Genomic DNA, 21779 nt, shown 5'->3' on the forward strand with positions numbered 1-21779 from the left:
CCCCTTCTCCTATCATCACTCTAGTTTTAATAATAAGTGTTCCTCCTGATGTTTTTACAGAATCTATCAAACCTCTCGATATAGATTTATTTCGGTGCTTTCCCGCATTTCCCTTAACTTTGGGACAATTTTTAAGACGTGACCACTTTGATTATGTTCTTTGATAGCCTCTTCATCATCCCATTCCTCAATTGTTGTAATGATAGATGGGTCATTGATATCTTGATGATATGTATACATTTTACAGCCTTGTTCTTTCCTCGTTTCAGCCACTACCTGTCTTGCTAAACTTAAATATTCTTCAACATTTGCACCTGGTTTAAGCTTTCCCTTACAAACAACTCTAATCATTTAATTGGTCTCCTTAGCGCTTTTTTAGCCGTGAAAATGTTACCTATGGGGAATTTTTTCAACAAACAATGGTAATTTAGATTACTTGATTTAGATTTACCTTCTAATACAATTTTAACTTACTCTCTTAAGTTTTTTATTATTCTTTTATGGTGAAAAGCCTGCAAAATACTTCAATAGAAGCATAAATTCGTATGAATTGAACTTATGCTTAACCTTTAAAAACTTATAATTTTGTTCACGGGGTTGCTTTAATTTCGCTGCTATTGCTTGTTTAATTTAGGCAGGAATCCGATTCTTAATCGGGTTGTTAACAGTAGCTAGGCCTCTCCATCTAGCTCAAATGATTTAAAAACATACATCTTTCTGGCACCAAGGTGTGCAACAAGATTTTTCGGGGCGTCACAGGCACTTAAACCCAAACAGTACCTGGCACTTAGCTTAAAAGAACAGAGGGCACCGCTAATGTTTCAAAGGTTAATACGTCAAATAATGTATGTTATTTTATATAGTGAAAATAGAGATAGAATTGAATAGAAGGAGATGATCATAATGGTCAAACCTGTGAAGTTGAAGGATATTGTATGGGAAATGGAATCTCAAATCGATGATTCTTACTCATTTTTTAATAAGACCACTGGAGATATTGTTTTTATAACATCGGAGGAATTAAGAGCAGCAGAAGGTGAAGATAATGATGATTCACCCCAATGGATGCAGGAAAATAGCAGAGTTGCTATTGATATTTTAGAGAATGATGGTAATTATATAGAATTACCGACTAAATTTGATATCCATGAATACGGGATTATGGAAGATTTCTGCTTCTCAATGAAAGATGAACGGATTCAAAATTCTTTATTGCGTGCTATCGGCAGCAAAGGTGCCTTTCAAAGATTTAAAGATCAAATTATCAATCTTGGAATCCGAGATCAATGGTTTTCCTATCGTGATGAGCGCTATAAACAGATTGCTAAAGAATGGTGCCGGGATAATGACATTGAACTTATTGAATAAGGAGAAGTCCAATGGAAATGCGAGATCCTTCCTGCTGGTTCCAAAGGATTTTTCAAAGTACATAAAAAAACAGAAGACACCCTCGCTGGAGTAGTCTTCTGTTTTTACAGATTTATTTAGTTAACACAGTTGATTTAAATCTTGGCATTACTTGTTCACCGAACAATTGAATAGAGTTCATTACCTTTTCATGCGGCAGATCTCCGAAAGCCATCCAACATCCTAAATGGCCCATGCCTATCATTTCATGCTGTCTTTGAATTTCTTCAGCCACTGTATCCGGATCCCCGCAGATGAAGATACCACTTTCAATTAACCCTTCATAGGTTAAGGAATCACCAAAGAATGGCGCAAAGAATTCAGAAAAATATTTGAAGTTCTCTGGGAAGTTATCCATCATTTCTTTCGTTTCTGGCACAGCTGCATTTTGGAATAGCTGCAGGAATTTCAACATTGGTACTCTTGCTTCTTCAATGGCCTGTTCCTTTGTTTCCGCCACGTACACATTTCTAAATAGCAAATAATTTTTCGGATCCACTTCCCTGTTATATTTTTCACACGCAGACATATACGTTTGATAGCTTTGTACTGTTTGATCTGGAGGTAAGAATAAGGTTGAAATCGGATACCCTTCTTTTGCGGCCCAGTCATGGGTTTCCGGACTTAAACAGGTGGCATAAATAGTTGGATATGGCTGTTGAATTGGACGTGGTACCAGTGAACCCCCATTCATTTTGTAATACTCTCCATCAAAATGAACGACTTCTTCCGTAAAAGCTTTTTTTACTAATTCTAACCCCTCTTGGTAACGAGGTCTTCCCTCTTTCAGTGGAATACCAAATTTTTCATATTCCTGCACATCAGCACTTCGTCCTAACCCAATGACTAATCTTCCCTCAGAAAGAATATCAAGCATGGCAAATTCTTCTGCTAATCTCCATGGGTCATTAAAAGGGAAAGCATTAATCATATTCCCAATTTTAACTTTCTTCGTTTCCCTGGCCAATGCCGCCAACATGATATTAGGAGAAGGTGTCATGCTGTAATCAGTAAAATGGTGTTCTCCTAACCAGATAGCATCAAATCCCAATTCCTCTGTAAGTTTCCACTGCTTTATATGTTCTTCATATATTTGGGATTGAACCTTTCCTTCCATTTTCCGTCCTGTATGCGGCCAATGCACCAAATCAAACGTAGAAAATTCTAATTGAGTCATTCTATCACTCCATTCATTTTATAGGAAACTACTAATGGCTATCACTTAGGAAAGAGTATTTACCTTTTTATCCTGATTGATTAAAAAGTTAATAGCGATTGACTGGAATTCCTCCGCTCTTTCATTCATTAGTAAATGGCTTGAACCTCTGCCAGTTATTACTTGTAGCTCTGCATTTGGAATTTGTTCTACCATTTCTTTTGCATATCGTACAGGGGTTGTCCGATCTTCTTCACCCGCAATAATCAATGTTGGTGCTTGAATATACCGGAGTTCATCTAACGCATCATGGGCGATATCAATTTCCAAGTGTGCAAGCGTGACAAATGTAGGAGGTGCTGTTTCACTTTCAAAGACCATTTTTGATAATAATGGAATTTGTTCTGGATGTTCTTCCCAAAGAGCTTCCGAAACAAGCCAGTGCAGCATCGATGGCCCGGCAAATGACATTGGCTGTGTCTCAATTAACCTTTGCCATATACTAAATATTTGTTCCATAAAGTCATCCGTTTTTCCCCAGGAATTATATAAGGAAAGGGAACGAACAAATCCAGGATGTTCAATTGCCACGCGCTGGGCAACGATGGAACCCATAGAGATGCCGGCAACATGTGCAGAGTCAATATTTAATGATTTCATCAGTTCAAATGCATCATCTGCCAAAACTTCCTCTGTGTAATGACTCACATCTTCTATCTTGCTGCTGTCACCTGTCCCGAGGTTATCGATAGCAAAGACTCTAAAGTGTTTTGCAAAGGCCGATAAATGATCACCCCAGACGGTATGGTCTACACCTGTTGCAGGAATTAAGAGTAATGGGGTACCTTCTCCTATTTCTAAGTAAGAAATCGTATGGCCGTTTGATAATTGCTTTTTCGCTAACACCCAAACACCTCCACATAGGAATAACATATTATTTTCTCTTTTAAGAGAATTGAAAACCTTTTCAGTTTGAGAGAAGTAATTTCTCAGTTGTCTGTAAGGAATAATATCTTATTTTTCAAATGATAAAAACAGGCAAATCCCTGTCAGAGGGATTATAATTTAATTATTCAGAAGAATGTAAATATTTTGATTAATTTACTTTTATATTGTATGATAAAAGATGCAATACCATATTCATATGTTTGTCTATCACTTTAAAGGAGAGATTGATCGTCTATGACTCTTTTGGAAAATCGAAAAAAGTCATCCGTTTCCTATGTAGTCAATGTATTGGACATTTTACGTTCTTTCACTATTGATGAACCGGAAAAAGGAGTGCTTGAAGTTTCAAATTCACTTGGAATGCCTAAAAGTGTAGTACAACGTATTATGGCAACTTTAGCTAGTGAAGGTTTTTTAGAGCAGAATCCTTCTACTAGAAAATACCGTCTTGGCTTCCCCTTTCTCTCCCTCAGTTCAATCGTTATGTCAAATTCAGAAGCACATAAAGAGGCATTCCCTTTATATAAGGAACTGGCTGATAAGTTAAATGAAACCGTGAGAGTCTGCACTTTAGAGGGTTCGAGGGTAACCAATGTACATTTCTTTGAATGTAAATTTCCACATAAAGCATATACCCATATTGGAAAAGATACCCCTATCCATTGTACAAGCGCTGGAAGGGTCTTACTTGCTTTTCATCAAGATGAAGAATTAATAGAAAGAGTAATAGATAATGGGTTGAAACGCTATACAAGTTATACGATAACAGATCCGGATTTATTTCGTGCGGAAATAAGTAAGGTAAGATCACAGGGATATTCGATATGTGAAGAAGAGTTTGGTTTAGGAGGAATTTCTTTTGCAGTACCCCTAAAGGATTCCAGCAGATCCGTTAATTTTGCTATACAGGTTATTTGTTCAAGCAAAAACTTTGATCGTAGTAAAATCTCTTACTATATAAAAGAAATGCAGAAAACTGCCAGTAATATTTCTACTATTTTAGAACAATGGGATTTTAAACGATATTGGTAATTAATTTATAAAGATGATAATTGAAAATTCCATACAATCTAATATGTCACCAGAAGCCTTTGACGTTCGTTTCCTTATTATATTCGTCAATATTATTGCATTTATTGGATACAGATTCCATTGATTTGGATTTAAATTTGTACTAGTCTCATTAATTGAAATGCGGGGACGATGTTTCTCCGAAAAAACCCCGAATAAGGACTTTTATTAAATGTCCACTAATCGGGGGTTCAGATCAAATTAAGAGGTTTTTTTTAATATTATTAAATGCTAAAGATATAAGTAGCGTGGAACATGATTGAAGATTAACTATATTAACTATGCTTTGAAATAAAGTTTGATTAAAATAACACTACAAACTTTAATACAAGAACAAATAAAAGAGCGTGTTTTGAAAAAGAATCGTTTTGTACAAAACATGCTCTTATTTAATATAATGAATAAACTTTTTATGAAAAAATCAGGATAGTTGTTGAACTGAACTTACATCTATAATTAACTCCCTATTATTACAAATAAAAGACTCTGGCTTTTTTGCACCAAGTTTGTTCAATTCAAAATAAAGCTTTTTGTACTCAGCAATACTTATTTCTCCATTAATATAACATTTCTGAGTGAAATCCAGTAGTTCGTTAAGATTTAATGCGTTTTGTTTTTTTACTATCGCAAATCCATACATTAAGTCTTTTAATAGCATTATAATTCACCCATTTCTTATGTGATTTAAGATACTGTAATCGCTTACATTTAGAATAACATATATCACTGATACATTATATAGTCCACTTTTTGGAAATTGATAAATAGTTTATGTTGGTTAGATAGAAAATAGCAATACAATGAAAAGAGGTAGTTATTGGAAGGTGATTTGATAAAAATGAAAAGGGTTTTACCTGCCAGCTCACTGTACTACCTGGAATTTTCCTAAAGAACCCTATAAAGACTGAATAATAAAAAATGAACTACAATATACTAAATTTGTTATAAATCAAAGGAGTTGTTATCATGTTTCATTTAAAACAAAAAGTCGCAATTGTAACAGGCGGAGCTTCTGGTATTGGTTTAGCCACGGTAAAAGCTTTTGTGGACAAAGGTGCAAAGGTTGTCATTGCTGATTATAATGAAGATGGTGGAAAATCAGTGGAAAAGGATTTAAAAGACAATGGTGCTGATGTTACGTTCATCTATGTAAATGCTGCTGAAGAAAAATCAGTCGAAAACCTTGTAAGTGAAACAGTCAAAATTTACGGAAGAGTCGATATTATGGTCAACAACGCAGGAATTGGTGTACTTGCAAAGACCCATGAGCTGACATTTGAAGAATATAACAAGGTAATTTCGATCAACCAAAATGGTGTCTTTTTTGGTTCAAAGTATGCCATTCGTGAAATGTTAAAAACAGGTGGAGGGTCCATTGTAAATACAGCTTCCATTTTGGGCCATGTTGGGGAGGCAGGTGCTTTTGCTTATAATGCAAGTAAAGGTGCTGTTAACATATTAACGAAATCACTTGCCCTAGAGTATGCGGATAAAAACATTCGCGTAAACGCTGTTTGCCCTGGATACGTTGAGTCTGGTATGGTTAATAAAGAAGCGTTAGGTGAATTTTATGATGGATTAGTGGCCAGACACCCTATTGGCCGACTCGGCCAGCCCGAAGAAATAGCACATGGAATCGTATTTTTGTGTGAAAATGAGTTTGTAACAGGAAGTTCGCTTATGATTGATGGTGGTTATACCGCAGTATAATAATGTTAGTGGTACATGGGGAAGGTACACGTGAACACCCCTATTCCCTGTTGGTCCATTACATATAAATAGAGTGATATTAATAAGTCATATAGATAACCTTGCTTTTTTGCAAGGTTATTTGTTTGGATGAATTTTCATCTGGTTTATATCCTGTAGAAAGTACCAATTCTTTAGTAAACAAAATACATCCATCTTGTGGAACAATTCGTGAAACAAGATTTTTCGGGGAGCGCCTGGCACCAAGCACCAGTAAAACACTTTTTATTAGGAAGTCCATCTAATGCCAAGTTATTACTTGATAAATATGTTGTAGATTCTAGATCGAATAAAAAGCAGTTGTATTTACCTATACAAATGAAAGTGGGGAAACGCGGGGACGATTCGTCCCGGCGTTTCAATTTTTCAGTAATCGGTGGTTAACGTATAACGTGAGGGCTGCAACGTGGAGCGATGAAGGTTAAATATTAATTTGCGGATATACGCATTGGTTTATTAAAATTTGTTACTAAAAAATTCAAAATTTTTATTTTAAAAAGCATTCAAACTAGGATCATATGTTCTATAATAAAGTTAAATGAGCTAGGGAAGGGAGTGTTTCAGATGAATTCCGTAGAAGAGAAAGACTTCTTATCATATATATGTGGTAAGTTATTAGGAGACGGCTGCATCACATTACAACCCAGACGCAAACCGAGATTTCAGTTTATTCATACTGCTAGTGACTATGATTGGTGTAACTTCTGTTACAAAAAACTTCAACCATTCTTACCTCTTAGTCCTCCCTCATATAGAAAAGTCCAAGATATTAGAACCTTGAAGGGGTATACAGAGAGATATATGGTTCAATCGAAAACGGCTAACATCATTACATACTTGGAGTCTATCTGGTATTCATCCCGAAAGAAAATTATCCCCTTTGACTTTTTAAAAAGTTATTTTAATGAAAAAGCTTTGGCATGGTGGTACTTAGATGATGGTCATTTAAAAGTAGATAACGGCACGCCAAGAAAAATAATCCTCTCTACAGACAACTTTACAAAGCTAGAAAATCAACAATTAATAAAGCTTCTTGTAAAAAGGTTTTCCTTGTGCTTTTCACTAGACGGCCAAAATCGTTTAGTTATTTATGATCAACCTCAAATTTATTACTTTTATCGACTAGTCGAGCCATTCATACACCCTTCAATGCACAGGAAAATGATTCAATTTGATGAACTACAAAACAAATCATTTCCTAAGAGGACTACAATCTATTTACCTAATAATTTCACAATATCAAAACCAACTTTTACCATCAATGATAATTTGGAATACCTGCCGAAGCTTTATGAAATTGTAAATGATAGAAATCATTATATAGACTATTACAAGAACTATTTCATAAAAGTCTTGGACCTAAAAGATATGAAACCCTATCAAGTAAATGTTGACCTGAAACATTGGCAAATAATTGATAATATAAAGAAATTTACCGGAATGAACAACAGTCAGATTACTAGTCTATGCTTTATTTTGCAAAGCTATAAGGAGATATAAAATTGGAAGATATCTAGGCTTTTTCGGAGCGTCATTGTGCAGGAACAATTTTCATTGAAACGCGAAATTACCGTCCCTGCGTTTTTAAATTCAAAATAACAAGTCAAAGCCTTGAAAGTGAGGAGCTGTCAAATGGGTAAGTTAATAAACTTAAAAGGTCGTATTTTTGGTATGTATACTGTAATTGATAGGGTTTTTTTAGAAAGCAGTAAAAATACCATATGGTTGTGCAAATGTAATACTTGTGGAAACAAGTTTGTAAAGCAAAGCAGACATTTATTAGCTGGTAAAGGACTAACGTGTAATTGCGCAAAAGATAAACCATATAAGTATAAAGAACAACTTAAAAAGATGCTCTTACAATATAATGATGTCGAAATAGGGAAAATGTTTAACGTCAAACCTGAAACAATTAAATACTTCCGAAAAAAATTTAATCTAGATCCATGCCCTATTAAGAAAAGTGCCGGCAGCTATAGAATCTATACATTAGACACACAATTCTTTAAGGAAATAAATACTGAATATCAAGCGTATATTCTAGGCTTTCTAACTGCAGATGGATATGTGAATAAAAACGGGAGAAATTTAGCTGTTGCAATAAAGGAAAGTGATGCCGATATACTTAAACAAATAAAAAAAGCTATGGGGAGTAATGCAATATTAGGAACAAAACGCAAACCCAAAAATCAAGAAGACTTAAAGGTATTGGGGATATCTAGCAAAGAAATAGTCAGCGACCTCGTGAAATTTGGTATTGTTCCTAATAAAACAAAGGAAATTACTTTACCGGTTCTCCATAAAGAATTGTATAGACATTATATCAGGGGTCTTTGGGATGGCGATGGCTACATTGGAAAACGTCAATTTGCCTTAACAGGTGGATCATATATGTTATTAAAACAATTACAAGTACATATCTACAAAGAAACAGGTTATATGTTAGTAATAAGAGAACTTAAAAAAGGAGATTATGTAAGAGGTTATCAACTTTATGGGAGCCGGAGAGATAAAGATGTAATTAATTGGATATATAAAAGCCCCAATATTGTCTTAGAGCGAAAATACCAAAGTTGCCTAAAATATTGGTCTTGACTTTTATAAAAAACAAAAAATACTAAAGAAATGTAGTTTGTATACTAGTTAAACATTCGGAGCATCATAGTATACTTAACCAAAAAGAAATGGGGTATTAGTGAATTAATTATTTCTATTTCTTCTAAGATGGCATTTTGTACTTTACACCATTCGAGCTGTTCCTCAAGAAATTTTTCACGATCTTGTTCATCTTTATTCAACTAGTTTCCTCCTTTCGAACAGCTTTATATGAAAAGAGACCCTAGTTAAACTAGAGCCTCTATCATATCTAAAATTAACGAAGAAGTTGTAAAACTCCTTGTGGTTGTTGGTTGGCTTGCTTTGCCGCTGTGTCTTTCGAAATCACAGAATAGACTATATTTTCATCCATGTTTTTCATGGAGCTGGGCACTTCGAACAGCTTTTGCTGCCCTACGAGATTCATAGTCATAGCTTTTACCTTAGACCGTATTCTCTAGTCGTTGAACCTTCTCCAGAGTTTCCTCACAGGAGCTTGGCTGCTGATTATCCATTGTTTTATCTCCATCATTTTCATACCTTCACACTGACCGTTTCCAGTTACGTTGTGGTTGATGAAGCTTTAGGAAGTTCCAGCAATTCACCCAGTTATACTCTAGCTCGTTACCAAGCTAGACGCCCTTCTCATCAATTATCTCAAGAGTTGTAATACACCTTGAGGCATTTGATTTGATTGAGCTAACATTGCTTGTGCTGCTTGAGAAAGAATAGAATTCTTAGTTTGGTTCATCATTTCTTTCGCCATCGTGCGAAAATTTGCTTTCACAAATTACTAGACTATATCTTCACCCTCTAGCAATCTAGTAGGGGTCGGGCACTTCGGATTCACAATGTTGATGACCATTGTTTCACCTATGGATTTCATCATCATAGCTTCCGACTTAGATGGTCTATCCTAGTCGTTGAACCTTCTCCACTCTTTCGAGACAGGAGCTTGGCTGCTGATTGCCCAATCTTCTCTTTTTTCAAACCATCACGCTTGTCGTTTCCAACTACGTTGTGGTAAGAAAAGCTCTAAGGGTTTTCCAGCAATTCACCCGATTGTAATCACTAGCCGTTACCAGCTAGGACGACTGTGCTAGTCACTGTTTAGGCAGCTAAAGCATAATCTACGTCACGGATACGAGATTCCGCAGCAGTTAAGTTTTCAGAAGAAGTTCCTAGGTTATTAATTGTGTGGTCTAAACGATTTTGGTATGCACCAAGTTTAGAACGCTCAGTAGATACCGTATTAATTGCAGCATCAATGGTTGAGATAGCATCTTTTGCATTAGAGTATGAAGAAACATCAATATTATCAACACCTAAGTTCTGTGCTCCCATATCTCTAATTGCAATTCTCATATTCTGGTCTTCATTTGCACCAATTTGTAACTGAATTGCTTCACCGCTAACTTTAAATGCTGCTGCATCAGTATTATTTGTCAAAGTTTTATCAACTGTAAGCTCAAATGCCCCAACATTTACTTTACCATCTGTTGTTGTTACTGATGCATTAGTCGCTTGATTAGTTGTAGTGTTTGTAACTGTATAATCAGCTGTAATACCTACATCAAATTTCATTGTTCCGTTACCTGTAATTTTACCAGCACCAATAGTTATTTCATTACCGCTACCATTGTCTAAAACAACAGCACCACCAGCAACGTCTACATTATCCTGTGTATCAATTACAGTTCCGTCTTGTCCCATAAGTGTTATCTTCTTGTTTGTTGTTCCATCTTCTACTTTAATAGAGAATGATTGATTCACATCAAAATTTGCTCCGCCACTTAAATCAATGTCAGCAGAAGTAACACCCGTACCACCAGCACTTAAATTGGCAGCATCAACAGATTTGCTTCCAACTGTAAGAGAGTAAGTTCCAGTATCAGTACTAGTTAAAACCTCAGCCTTTACAACTTTTGTATTTGCCGCTGCTAATGTTACACTTTGGGACTGTGAACCATCAAGCAAGTTTTTATTATTAAATTGTGTTGTAGTGCCAATACGGTCAACTTCACTTGTTAACTGGTCAATTTCCTTTTGAATAGCATCACGGTCAGTAGCTGTATTAGTATCAGTAGATGCCTGTACAGCTAATTCACGCATGCGTTGCAGAATATCATGAGTTTCACTCAATCCGCCTTCAGCAGTTTGAATTAAAGAAATCAAATATGTTATCGCAGTGGTTTTTTATCCTCTGCTTCTTTATGTTTCCATAAAGTTCAGGTCATATCTTCACCCTACCTTAAGGGTGCCCCGCGCTCGTGGGTAGGTTATTGGTACGGCTCCTCACTACCTGACCGTCACACCTTCCTAATTACTAGTTACCGATTCATTAGGCTTGGCTCGGTATTGCCTACCATCCACCTAGAAAGGTTTGGTTTAGGGTTCCACCGAATTCACGGAGTGTTCATCTAAACATTACTGTTTAGAGCGGCATTTCTAGTCTACCGTCTTGAGCGTTTGCTGAAGCTTGGTCTAACCCACGAATTTGTCCACGCATTTTCTCAGAAATCGCAAGACCTGCTGCATCATCGCCAGCTTTGTTAATACGAAGACCTGAAGATAATTTCTCCATTGAATTTGATTGTGCTTTGTTTGCGGCACCAAACTGACGATAAGTATTCAACGCCGCAATATTATGATTAATTCTCATTCCCTTTTTCCTCCTTGAATATCCGGCTCACTTCCCTGTGAACCAATAAATTTTCAGAGAAAACAAAGTCGGCCGCCCTTATTCCCTCTTACAATTCTAATATCGGAGGATTTGAGTAACTGTTTAATGTTTTAGTATAATTATTTTTTCAAATTGGGTAAATTTTTTAGGTTACTTAGTAGATTTTCAACAGAAGCTGTTGCAGCTTTGTTTTCAGCTTGAATCTCTTCAAATAACTCCTGCCGCAAAATCTCCACATTCTTCGGAGCTTGAATACCAATCTTCACCTGATCATTCACCGTAGCCACAATCGTAATCTCAATATCATCACCAATTCGAATTGTCTGTCCCTTTTTCCGTGTCAGCACTAGCATAAACGATCACCCCTTTGCAGTAACTGTTTCCTCTGCAAAGAGAGGATGTTTAGTAAGATAGTTAGTGTTGTTTAAGATCACTTGTCTGGCATTATTGTTTGCTGTATTAATAACAATAGGTGCCTGCAGATTTGCTGTTGACCGATTGAACGGTTCCTGTGGTGTAATAATGACAACAACTTTAACATCCTTTTCATGTTCAATCCCCAGACCTTCAACAACCGCATCATCTACCTCAAAATCATAGTCCTGCTTAAAAAAGAACGGATCTGTCGTAATAAATCCAACTTCTGCATTAACAGTTGATTGCAGTACTTGAAAAAGCCCATCCTCTGTCAAAGGAATCAGAACAAATTGCGATTCATACGGAAACCCCGGAATTCCTTTTTCAAAATATAATATATCTTCCTTATGTACAGTTATTTCTCCATGATATTTAGATTGAATGTTCATATGATCCTGTCCTTTTTGGTGATTTTTTGTTAAGAAATTGATCAGAATGATGCTTCTTTACATCTTAAAATCAATATTCAACTCCGCATTCTGTTTCATCCTGATGTTTACCTGTCCCTTTTGATAGTCAATTACAGGCTTCTCCGCCACCGTGTTATTAATCACTTGCTTAGGCTCCACCTGAATCGTTAGATGTCCCGGCTGGTAGTTCATTTTTACAGAGAACGGCGGCGGGACTAGACCGATATTGTAGTCATAATTCAATAGCTGGCTGTTTCGCGTTGCCTGACTTGCAATCGCACTGCCGCCGTTTTCAATCCGCATCATCTCTTCGCCTTCAGTGGCTCTTCTTGCTGTCCCGTTTAAGGCATCGTTTATCCCTTTTTGTGCATTTTCTTCAATCCGGCGAAAAATATGCTTAATGTTCATAGATTCCCACGCTCTTGTTTGATCAATACTTAACTGTCCTGGTGTGGTTTCCAAGATCATTTCTGCTTTCGGCTGCTGAAGAGAGAGCTGGGCTTTGGGCTGCTCAATCGTTTGCTGTGACGGAGTGGTTGAAATATCAATTTGAGCAAAACGGGACTGCATGACAATTTGTGGAATCTGCATGTTTTCACCCCTTTTTCTCTATGAACTTTCATCTTAATATAGAAATCCTGATACAGAAAAAGCTATCCGACTAGATAGCTTTTTACCTTAAAAAGTCCATTAATGACGGTTGAATAATACGGGCACTAATAGAGAGTGCGGCACGATGGACACTTTCCTGTGCCAGCATTTCCGTTACGACTTTTTCAAAATCAATATCCTCATTATTAGAGAGAACTTCTTTTGAAATTACCTCTTGCTGGTCGATCCGGTCTTCCATTAATTCAACCCGATTCATACGGGCACCTAGGCTAGAACGGGAATTGGTTACATTCGTTAAATGTCCATCCACCTTTTCAATAAAAGGGTTCAAGTTCTGCCCGGTTGGATTGGAAGCAGGATCTAACTGCTGGATCAGGTCATCAATATCTTTAAATAAGTTCGTGTTAAACACTTGATCTGGTGTGACATTCACATGGATAAAAACACCCTTTGATAACTCCAGCTCAACCGGATTATTATTGGTTGTAACAGCTGGCAGTGTTGCGGAAACGATCGGTTGATTGAGTGTATTTGTTCCATTAAAGATATATTTATCGCCCACTTTAGTATTAGCAATCTCCACAAGATGTTCTTTTAACTGTGAGACTTCCTGTCTAATCGAATCGCGCTGCGACTCATCGTACGTATCGTTGCTTGCCTGCACAACCAGTTCACGTATCCGCTGGAGTGCCTGCCCTGCTTTATCCAGTGACGCATCAGAGTTATCAATCCAGTTATAGGCTTCAGAAAAGTTCCGTTTATATTGCTCAATTTCCTGTAAATTTCGGCGGTAACTGATTCCCTTCATCGCGACAACGGGGTCATCTGAAGGACGAGTGATTTTTTTCTGACTTGAAATTTGGTCCTGATACTTGGCCATTTTTTCATAACTCTTACTTAAACTTGAAAGCATATTGCTTGAGAGCATTGATTGAGTAATACGCATTTCTATTCACCTGCCTTATCTTCCGCCTGTACCCATGCCATTGATAATTTTATCGAGCATTTCATCTACCACTGTAATTTGTCTAGCTGCCGCGTTATAGGCATGCTGAAACTTAATGACATTCGCCATTTCTTCATCTAACGAAACCGAGCTGACGGACTGGCGTTTTTCATCCACTGATTGGCTTAGTATCTGGCTGTTACTTGTCAGACGATTCGCCTGCAGCGCTTCGACCCCAAGCTTACCGATCATGGCTTCGTAGAAAGAGTTAAGTGTTCCAGTCTCAATTGCACTATACTGGTTGGCACTTGTAAGAAGCATGCTCGGAATGTCAGCCAGGTTCAAGGCGTTCTGTCCATCACCGGCATTTGTACCTGTTCCATTTGCAGATGCGGCAATACCATCCGGTCTCAAATCTGTTAAGAGTATATCTTTTGCTGCTCCTTTATAAGCTTCTTTATTTGAAAAATCGACTGCTGAACCTGCTGCCATTTTGAAGAAATCCTTCCCATTCACCCCTTCTAACGTATAGCCAGCGGTGTGGGTATGATTAAAGATATTAGCAAAGGAATAAGCCAATTTGTCCAATTTAGCAAGCATATCAGGATAGATGCCTTTTTCAATTGTTGTTGGGTTCCCTGAAGCATCTGTTGACGGGGCTTCATAACCGAACGACTCTATCAACCCTCTCAGCTTACCGAGAGAAAAGGTTATTTCCCCATTTGAATCGGAAATAGGAATAGTTGTTGTCATCGTTTTTCCTTTTGAATCATAAACAGCAAGATCCTTAATAGCTGCTGGTACAGCAAATGAAATTTCAGTATCGCCTTGAAAGCCGAGCTGCACGTAATCTGTACCTGATACCAACTGAATCGGTTTACCATCAGCACCAAGTAAAGCATTTCCATTGTTATCAACTAATTGAATTTGATATTGCCCTTCCGCAATAGCCTGTGGATCGCCTCCTGAAGAGGTCTTATTCACCTTTATACTCACATACTGCGATAGTTTGTCGACTAAAAGATCACGTTGATCATATAAATCATTCGGCAAATACCCGTGCGGCTCCACTTCTCCAATTTGTCTGTTCAGATCACCGATTTGACTTAGAATGGAGTTGATATCCTGCAAATTGATGCCAATTTCATTACGAAAATCATTCTTTATTGATGTCAAAGACTCATTTAAATAATGAAAAGTATCGACTACTGCTTGGCCGCGCTGCAGCACAACCTGTCTGGTGCCTTCATTTTCAGGATAAACAGATAAGTCCTGCAAGGATTGCCAAAATTCCCCCATGACCGCAGCTAATCCATTTTCAGTAGGTTCATTCATAATATCTTCCATTTTACTTAATGAAGCTGCCCGGGATTCCCAATAGCCTAATTTGTTATTTTCATTTCGATATTGAATATCTAAAAAAGATTCCCTAACACGTTCAATGGTTCCCGCATATACACCTGTACCCATCTGCCCGGGAATTTGCGGCCGGTTCATGGCTGCTGCAGGATAGGGCTCTGATGTAACAAAGCTGACCCGCTGCCGTGAAAATCCTGGCGTGTTGGCATTGGCAATATTATGACCTGTTACATACAGTGCAGATTGCTGCGCATACATCCCTCTTTTCGCCGTTTCCAATCCGTGGAAAGTCGAACCCATGGTGATCCCTCCTTTAACCTATGCTTTTGAATCAAAAAAAGAAACCTGCGGCAATGAAGCCTCCTGTTCATGCCCTTTTGAATAATTTGTCAGTTCATCAGGCATTAGCAGATCTAGATTCAGCCTGACATATTGTAAGGACTGTTCCAGCAGTTCACGGTTTAACTCATTTACTGCTTTTAATTCGTCCAATTTTCCAATCAATTCTTGTTGAATGGATGCAAGCTCCTCGCGGATACTTTGTTCAAATCGAGGCAGACATTCAGACAACGTTGGTTCATTCAATTCTGGAAACAACCGCGAAATATGAATTGTTCGTTCTTTATCCATCATTTGAATCGCTGTTATATGTTTTTGTTCATTTTTAATTAACGCATTTAGAGCTTCGATATTTCCTTTTTTAATCGCCTCTGTTTTTTCCAAACTTATTTGGTATAGGCTTTTATGCAGCTGTAACAGCTTTTTTAATACTTCTATGAGTGGCTGGACTGACATCCGCTCCCACCTTCCAATGATAAAAATTAATCCTCTATTAATATCGGTTGTTAATATAGAATGTTAATAGGCGATCACAATCATGTGTACATATTAATAAGCATTCCTTTGATTTCTCCAACCATGCTTAAGATATCAATGCCTTTCTTTTCCTTATCCAGAACGGCGTTAGTTAAATCGATTAGTTTTTTATCGACTTCTTTGACAATTTTGTAAACCTTAGTTCGGCCGCGGCGGTTAAAGCCGCGCTGTTCCTCGAGCTTTAGTCCGTTGTTTACTGCTTCTTCCATAAACTGCTTGACTAGCTTTTTATATTTCTTTAAATCATCAATTGTTCTTGAATTTGCTAGGACTTTTCCTTGATCCTCAATGTCCTGCATCATCTTTGTCATTTTTTCATAGAGAATGTTTTCACGGTTCTTTCCCATTACTTCAGTGAAAGAAATAGACCCGGTGATCGCATCTTCTTTCTTTTGAATCCTGTTCAATCCCGCTTTAGAGACTCGATTAATCTCCATCCTTCGGACACCACCTATTTTTCAATACTTCTATTTTTCAATACTTCTATTTTAAAAGAAGAAAGAGGAGAAGCCAATGTGACTCACTCCTCTGGTAAATATTACTTTAATAATTGTAAGATCCCTTGTGGCAGCTGGTTTGATTGGGCCAGCATGGCTTGTCCTGCTTGGTTTAGAATGTTGTTTCTTGTAAAGTTTGTCATTTCTTCGGCCATGTCAAGGTCACGGATACGGGATTCGGCGGAAGTTAGGTTTTCACTTGCTGTTTGCAGGTTGTTGGTTGTATGTTCTAGGCGGTTTTGAATAGCACCTAGGTTGCTTCGTTGTTCTGACACCTTTGCAATTGCTGTATCAATCGTATCAATTGCAACGCTTGCTTTTACATGATCTGATATATCGATCCCCACTGTATTTGCTTCTGTTGTACCTGAACCAACACCTAATTTCCCAGCATTCATTTGCATTAGTGTAAGAGTCAACTCTTGTGAAGAGTTCGCACCTATTTGGAAAGTGAATTTTGTATTATCAGCAGCTAATAATTTTTTCTTATTAAATTCTGTTGTGTCAGAAATCCGTGTAATCTCTTTTGCTAATTGATCCAATTCACTTTGTATAGAAGTACGATCTGCACCTTCGTTTGTATCATTTGCAGACTGCACTGCCAACTCCCGCATCCTTTGCAAAATAGAGTGCGTTTCATTCAAAGCCCCTTCAGCCGTCTGAATCAACGAAATCGCATCCAATGTATTGCGTTCCGCCATATCCAAGCCGCGGATCTGCGAACGCATTTTTTCCGAAATCGCGAGACCAGCCGCATCATCAGCTGCTTTATTTATGCGCAAACCGGATGACAATTTTTCCAAACTCTTAGATGTGCTGTTCATTGTTTGTGATAAATTACGGTAGGCATTCAATGCTTGTATATTATGATTGATTCTCATCGTTTATTTCCCCTCTTCTACTTGGTTCATTTGTCTTTCAACGATCATGACATTTTTCTCATACGCATTCGCTTTTTGGCGGAATGGTGATGGTTTTTGAGCAGGCTTATTTTTCAACGCTTCATTCCAAGCTCCGACTATTCTTTCGGCAATCGAGATGACTTCTTGAATAATTGCCGTGTCCTTCTTTTTATTGGCTTCAATTACACGGTCAGCCATAAAGTTATAGAGATGGTCCAATTGATCGGCAATAATGCCTGCTTCATAGTTAAGACCAGCACCGAGACGGTATAGAATATCGTTCACCTTTTGCAGCTTCTTGTTTGCATCAAAGTATTGTTTAGTATGAATATCATCTATTGAGTTAGATAAGTGATCAAGTAAGGCCTCATAGAGAAGAGATGTGATCTCCTGTGAACTCTTTTTATAAATCAATTCTTCAGTTAAAAAATCCATTCGATGGCCTCCTATTATTTCAACCATTTGTATATTTCGATTCAAATCCTCTAACTACTTTATCGGCAGAAACGAGGAGAGCTTAATAGATACCTTTAATTTTTCTTTACAAGCATAATGGCAATTTTAGGCAAAAAAAATAAACCAATACGATTTCGTATTGATTTATTTACTATAGTAATTGATGATACTTTTGGCTATTTCCTTTGGTTGCGGTTTATAAGTCCCGTTCTCTATTTGAAGCTTCAGATCATCCACTTTTTTTTGCCGTTCTAATTCATAGGATGAAACCTGCTGTAATTCTTTTGCCTCTGATGAGATTTCGACTACGTCCCTTTTCTTACTGGCTGCTTTCTCGATATTGTCCAGCTTGTTCATCTGATTTTTATATGGATTGACGCCCTGAGGTCTGAAGTTATTTATTTTCATTGAATCCCCTCCTATTTGCCGTTTTCGTTCTCCTTACTAGTATTATCGGCAAATCGGAACTTTATTTTAACAGTTTGGAAAAATATACTTCTATTTGCCCATCTAGGATTAATATTTTCGTTCCATTTCCTCAATAAGCAGGAGAATTTCCGACATGACCGAGTACAACTGCGGGGGAATATTGTCCCCCAAGTCCATGTCCAAAAGATTCGCTACAAGAGTGGAATCCTCCTGCATATGAATATTATTTTCTTTTGCGAGGTCAATAATTTGCTTTGCCACATGCCCTTTGCCCTGCGCCACCACAACAGGTGCCTTTCCTGAGGCCTCATCGTATTTAATCACAGCAGCCTGCGGACCATTGATTTCCTTGCGTTTTTTCTGGTTGTAAAAATGAGAAACTCTCATATCGTGAAATCCACTCCTTTCTTTGTGAAGGCTTGTCTTGTTGTACTTGTCTGTTTAGCTTCTTGACCTGACTGCTCAACGGCCTTACTCTGTTCAAGGTTCATTTTTGTAAAATGGATGCCTGTAATGTTGTAGCCGACTTCCTGAAGTTTTTCCTTTGTGATGGCAGCCAAAGGCTCCATTTTCTCTTTAAAGCCAGGCAGATCATTTTTAATCGTAATCGATAAGTTCCGATCATTTGAATTCAACAGAATTCCTACATCACCAAGCTTCTTCGTGTCCAGTAAAAAGTAAAGGCTGCAGTTTTCCCATTCGACCTGCTGACCTTCATTTTTCGAGTTAATAAAGACCTGGAAATTTTCAGGCTTACCGCCTAATAAAAGGGGAAGATTTAAAAACATACTTTGTAATGTTCCGCTTCCGTCAGATTTGCTTAAAAGTTGCTGGCCGGTAATGTTTGTTAAGGCCTGCTCTGCCTGCTGGACGATTTTCGGATTTATTTCCTGCCCTTCACCTTGCGCGAGCTTCATTAATGCTGCTTTGACGTTTTGGTGTTCCTGCAGTGAATGGTCATTTTTATGGAAAACAAGCGAATTTGCCTGATCGCTCTCATGGTTTAGACCAAGCGAACGAACCGCATCATACATTTGCCTTGCTGACGGCTCCTGGTTCGGGTTTGTTCCGTACGTCGCATCACTGAAACTACTCAGCATTTGTTTGATTGGAGAGCTTTCACCTAAGAGTAGATTTTCCTTATTTACATAGTGGATTATTTTTTGCTCGGCCGGTTTGAAAATCATTTTATCCACTAATGTTTTTACTTCACTGACAATCCTCACTGCTTCGGTATGGTCCCCTTTTGTTAATAGTTTCTTTGCTTCAGCTAATTGGGTACTTGCCTGCATCAGCTGCTTTTCTGTTTTCATATCCGTAAACAGCATCATTTCACTTTTCAAAATGGCGTGATCAAGCTTGCTGATCGTATTCTCAAGGATTTGCTTTGCCTGCGGTGCAGCATTTTGCTTAAACGTTTGGATAACCCGCTCAGCCGAATCAAGATTCCGTGTGATTTCCCTTTTCAACTCCCGAAAACCATGTGTAAATTGCGACAGCTTTTGTGTAACCTTTGTAACTAAAATATCCTTTGATTGAAGGTTCAAGGATTGCAGCAATTCATTAACGTCATAAGGCTGGGATGCGCTCTCTATCTGTGACTCAGTTTTGACTGAAGACTGATCCATGTTTGATAATTCCTTGGAAAGAAGCTGGCGAGCAGCTAATTCCCTGCCTTTTGAAAGGAGCTGATGTGCTTGATCTATTGCATTCTCGATTGTTTTTGCTGAATTGGATGGCAGGCTTGTTATTTCCTTTCGCATTTGGTCAATCGCTTTTTCTAGATCAGGTTCTTTTTGCAACTGCTGTAAAGCTTGTGTCATTTGGGAGCCCACTTTATTGGCTGGCTCTCCTTCCTGCTGCAGCATATTGAATATGCGGTCACGACCTGCCTGCTCCAATTGTTTTGCCTGGAGAGCTAAACGTTCAATATTACGTGCTGCTTCCGGGTTCATGTTTTTCAAAAGGTCTTGAATCTTCTGCAAGACTTTGTTGATATCGGGCTCGTTTTTTATTTGGTTAATGACTTCTTTTGATTGAAGTCCTTCTTTTATCAAGGCTTCAATAAGACGCTGTCTCCCAATTTTCTGGAGCTTTTCGGCTTCTTGTGCAGCTTTTTCAATGTTTTGTGCCTGTTCAGGGTTTGATATTCTCTGAATTGATTCTTTTATCTGCTGGATGACCTTTTTTAAATCGGGCCCTGTTTCTAGTATTTCACGGCTGCTTTTACTAGAGGATCTGATTGCTAGATCAGTAGATTGGGCTTGAATCTGTTGTTTCTCCAGCTTAAACTCCGGATCAATTTCCTTTGCTATATCCGACAGTACCTCATTCAGCGGTCTACCGTGCAATGCTTCGTGAACGGCACGAAGCTGTGTGCCGGTTGCTTCCAATCGTTTATTCGCCAATGCCCTGACAGTATCGATTTTTTCCTCAAGAGTGCCCTGAGCTTTTTCTATAAAACTGTCTAACTCTTGAACGGTTTCTTTTGATACAGACAAACCTTTGTCCAAAAGGATTCTTACAGCTTGCTTGACTCCAGCGGATTCTTTTCCCGTTAACCCAGCACTAGCAAATATTTTTTCCTCAGCGAATGGTGTTTTGGTAGTTTCCTCGGCAATCGTTTTTGCCTGGAGCATGCCGTCAGCCTGTCCGTTAACCTGGATGGTGACTGCTTTCCCGGACACGGGTACTCCTTCCGAAAACCTGGCACGGACTTCTTTTCCTCTTATCTGTAAAATCGCATCGGTATCTGACAGGGTTTCTTTAATAGTTGCTCTCACCACTTCCCCTTGCTTCAGCTCTAGAGGGGTTTCAGACAAGGCTGGTTGCTGCTGGCGAATTGTTTGATTGTTAACCTGCATATGTTCCACTCCCGTACAATCACTTTCACTACATGTTATATCGGTAAAATGCTGAGGAAATTTAGTAGGGCAAATTGACCAAATAATAGATAGGTGAGGGATTAGATGTCTTGATTGCATTTTATAAAACCTTCTCGGGAGCCTATCATCTCTATTGACTACCGAAAACTACTACTTTTTGCTTTTTCGAGTTCCTATAACCCCCTACCGAAATCGGCTCCTTGTCGCTTTTTCGTGCTCCTATAACCCCTATTGGCTACCGAAATCGGCTCCTTATTGCTTTTTCGGGCTCCTATAACCCTTATTGGCTACCGAAATTAACGCACTTTCTCTTTTTCGGGTGCCTATCACCTCCATTGGCAACCGAACCATGCGGAAGAATTTCATTTCGGTAGCCAATAA

Annotated in this window: 25 protein-coding genes and 1 pseudogene; 5 read left to right on the forward strand and 21 right to left on the reverse strand. The window is 38.1% G+C overall.

Features of this window, described 5'->3' with window-relative positions:
• Positions 1-66: 66 nt before the first annotated feature.
• Positions 67-351 carry a putative quinol monooxygenase gene (locus tag R4Z09_RS25585; protein WP_338449507.1) on the reverse strand — a complete coding sequence of 95 codons (285 nt, stop codon included), beginning with the start codon at positions 349-351 and terminating at the stop codon, positions 67-69.
• 552 nt (positions 352-903) lie between these two features.
• Here R4Z09_RS25585 and R4Z09_RS25590 point away from each other — a divergent pair.
• Positions 904-1368: a UPF0158 family protein gene (locus tag R4Z09_RS25590; protein ID WP_338449508.1), complete on the forward strand. Its 465-nt coding sequence runs from the start codon at positions 904-906 to the stop codon at positions 1366-1368.
• Between the two features lie 112 nt (positions 1369-1480).
• Here R4Z09_RS25590 and R4Z09_RS25595 read toward each other — a convergent pair whose 3' ends face one another.
• Together R4Z09_RS25595 and R4Z09_RS25600 are read right to left on the reverse strand one after the other, a co-directional pair.
• The gene (locus R4Z09_RS25595) at positions 1481-2584 is read right to left on the reverse strand and encodes an LLM class flavin-dependent oxidoreductase (protein WP_338449509.1); all 1104 of its coding nucleotides are present in this window, start codon (positions 2582-2584) and stop codon (positions 1481-1483) included.
• 45 nt (positions 2585-2629) lie between these two features.
• The gene (locus R4Z09_RS25600; protein WP_338449510.1) at positions 2630-3469 is read right to left on the reverse strand and encodes an alpha/beta hydrolase; all 840 of its coding nucleotides are present in this window, start codon (positions 3467-3469) and stop codon (positions 2630-2632) included.
• A gap of 276 nt (positions 3470-3745) precedes the next feature.
• On the opposite strand from R4Z09_RS25600, the gene R4Z09_RS25605 reads away from it, so the two are divergent.
• The gene (locus R4Z09_RS25605) at positions 3746-4543 is read left to right on the forward strand and encodes an IclR family transcriptional regulator (protein ID WP_338449511.1); all 798 of its coding nucleotides are present in this window, start codon (positions 3746-3748) and stop codon (positions 4541-4543) included.
• A 460-nt stretch (positions 4544-5003) separates the two neighbouring features.
• Here the strand turns inward: R4Z09_RS25605 and yppF are convergent, their stop codons facing one another.
• Positions 5004-5240: a YppF family protein gene (gene yppF / locus R4Z09_RS25610; RefSeq protein WP_338449512.1), complete on the reverse strand. Its 237-nt coding sequence runs from the start codon at positions 5238-5240 to the stop codon at positions 5004-5006.
• Between the two features lie 308 nt (positions 5241-5548).
• Between yppF and R4Z09_RS25615 the strand changes: the two genes are divergently transcribed.
• From R4Z09_RS25615 to R4Z09_RS25625, 3 genes are all read left to right on the forward strand, one after another.
• Complete coding sequence (locus tag R4Z09_RS25615) at positions 5549-6292, forward strand: glucose 1-dehydrogenase (RefSeq protein WP_338449513.1); 744 nt, start codon at positions 5549-5551, stop codon at positions 6290-6292.
• 603 nt (positions 6293-6895) lie between these two features.
• The gene (locus R4Z09_RS25620; RefSeq protein ID WP_338449514.1) at positions 6896-7831 is read left to right on the forward strand and encodes an endonuclease; all 936 of its coding nucleotides are present in this window, start codon (positions 6896-6898) and stop codon (positions 7829-7831) included.
• A 132-nt stretch (positions 7832-7963) separates the two neighbouring features.
• Positions 7964-8926 carry an LAGLIDADG family homing endonuclease gene (locus R4Z09_RS25625; protein ID WP_338449515.1) on the forward strand — a complete coding sequence of 321 codons (963 nt, stop codon included), beginning with the start codon at positions 7964-7966 and terminating at the stop codon, positions 8924-8926.
• A 44-nt stretch (positions 8927-8970) separates the two neighbouring features.
• On the opposite strand, the gene R4Z09_RS25630 is transcribed toward R4Z09_RS25625, so the two are convergent.
• The 17 genes and pseudogenes from R4Z09_RS25630 to R4Z09_RS25710 all read right to left on the reverse strand — a co-directional run bounded on the left by R4Z09_RS25630 (position 8971) and on the right by R4Z09_RS25710 (position 21377).
• Positions 8971-9129 (reverse strand): hypothetical protein, encoded by a 159-nt coding sequence (locus R4Z09_RS25630; protein WP_338449516.1) that lies wholly within the window; start codon positions 9127-9129, stop codon positions 8971-8973.
• A 74-nt stretch (positions 9130-9203) separates the two neighbouring features.
• Entirely contained in the window at positions 9204-9359 is a 156-nt protein-coding gene (locus R4Z09_RS25635; RefSeq protein WP_338449517.1) for a hypothetical protein, read from the reverse strand.
• Between the two features lie 219 nt (positions 9360-9578).
• On the reverse strand, positions 9579-9692 hold the full coding sequence (locus R4Z09_RS25640; protein ID WP_076512307.1) for a flagellin: 114 nt from the start codon (positions 9690-9692) through the stop codon (positions 9579-9581).
• 344 nt (positions 9693-10036) lie between these two features.
• Positions 10037-11068 carry a flagellin gene (locus R4Z09_RS25645; RefSeq protein WP_422392219.1) on the reverse strand — a complete coding sequence of 344 codons (1032 nt, stop codon included), beginning with the start codon at positions 11066-11068 and terminating at the stop codon, positions 10037-10039.
• A 313-nt stretch (positions 11069-11381) separates the two neighbouring features.
• Positions 11382-11588: pseudogene (locus R4Z09_RS25650) on the reverse strand (flagellin); the annotation flags it as partial.
• A 140-nt stretch (positions 11589-11728) separates the two neighbouring features.
• A complete protein-coding gene (csrA, locus tag R4Z09_RS25655; RefSeq protein ID WP_338449519.1) occupies positions 11729-11962 on the reverse strand; it encodes a carbon storage regulator CsrA in 234 nt (77 codons plus the stop codon).
• A 6-nt stretch (positions 11963-11968) separates the two neighbouring features.
• Entirely contained in the window at positions 11969-12415 is a 447-nt protein-coding gene (gene fliW / locus R4Z09_RS25660) for a flagellar assembly protein FliW (protein ID WP_338449520.1), read from the reverse strand.
• 57 nt (positions 12416-12472) lie between these two features.
• Complete coding sequence (locus R4Z09_RS25665; protein ID WP_338449521.1) at positions 12473-13027, reverse strand: DUF6470 family protein; 555 nt, start codon at positions 13025-13027, stop codon at positions 12473-12475.
• An 82-nt stretch (positions 13028-13109) separates the two neighbouring features.
• Complete coding sequence (flgL, locus tag R4Z09_RS25670) at positions 13110-13994, reverse strand: flagellar hook-associated protein FlgL (protein ID WP_338449522.1); 885 nt, start codon at positions 13992-13994, stop codon at positions 13110-13112.
• 15 nt (positions 13995-14009) lie between these two features.
• Positions 14010-15653, reverse strand: coding sequence for a flagellar hook-associated protein FlgK (flgK, locus tag R4Z09_RS25675; protein ID WP_338449523.1), 1644 nt, complete (start codon positions 15651-15653; stop codon positions 14010-14012).
• A gap of 18 nt (positions 15654-15671) precedes the next feature.
• Positions 15672-16148, reverse strand: coding sequence for a flagellar protein FlgN (locus tag R4Z09_RS25680; RefSeq protein WP_338449524.1), 477 nt, complete (start codon positions 16146-16148; stop codon positions 15672-15674).
• An 80-nt stretch (positions 16149-16228) separates the two neighbouring features.
• Positions 16229-16666, reverse strand: a complete 438-nt coding sequence (locus R4Z09_RS25685; RefSeq protein WP_338449525.1) for a YaaR family protein — start codon at positions 16664-16666, stop codon at positions 16229-16231.
• Between the two features lie 101 nt (positions 16667-16767).
• On the reverse strand, positions 16768-17607 hold the full coding sequence (locus R4Z09_RS25690; protein ID WP_338449526.1) for a flagellin: 840 nt from the start codon (positions 17605-17607) through the stop codon (positions 16768-16770).
• A gap of 3 nt (positions 17608-17610) precedes the next feature.
• Entirely contained in the window at positions 17611-18063 is a 453-nt protein-coding gene (fliS, locus tag R4Z09_RS25695) for a flagellar export chaperone FliS (RefSeq protein WP_338449527.1), read from the reverse strand.
• A gap of 165 nt (positions 18064-18228) precedes the next feature.
• Positions 18229-18492 carry a flagellar biosynthesis anti-sigma factor FlgM gene (gene flgM / locus R4Z09_RS25700; RefSeq protein ID WP_338449528.1) on the reverse strand — a complete coding sequence of 88 codons (264 nt, stop codon included), beginning with the start codon at positions 18490-18492 and terminating at the stop codon, positions 18229-18231.
• Positions 18493-18600: 108 nt separating this feature from the next.
• On the reverse strand, positions 18601-18900 hold the full coding sequence (locus R4Z09_RS25705; RefSeq protein WP_338449529.1) for an EscU/YscU/HrcU family type III secretion system export apparatus switch protein: 300 nt from the start codon (positions 18898-18900) through the stop codon (positions 18601-18603).
• Positions 18897-21377: a hypothetical protein gene (locus R4Z09_RS25710; RefSeq protein ID WP_338449530.1), complete on the reverse strand. Its 2481-nt coding sequence runs from the start codon at positions 21375-21377 to the stop codon at positions 18897-18899. Before R4Z09_RS25710 ends, R4Z09_RS25705 begins: the two co-directional genes overlap by 4 nt.
• Positions 21378-21779: the final 402 nt, after the last annotated feature.

This window comes from Niallia oryzisoli (assembly GCF_036670025.1).
Taxonomy (GTDB): Bacteria; Bacillota; Bacilli; order Bacillales; family Cytobacillaceae; genus Bacillus_BD; species Bacillus_BD oryzisoli.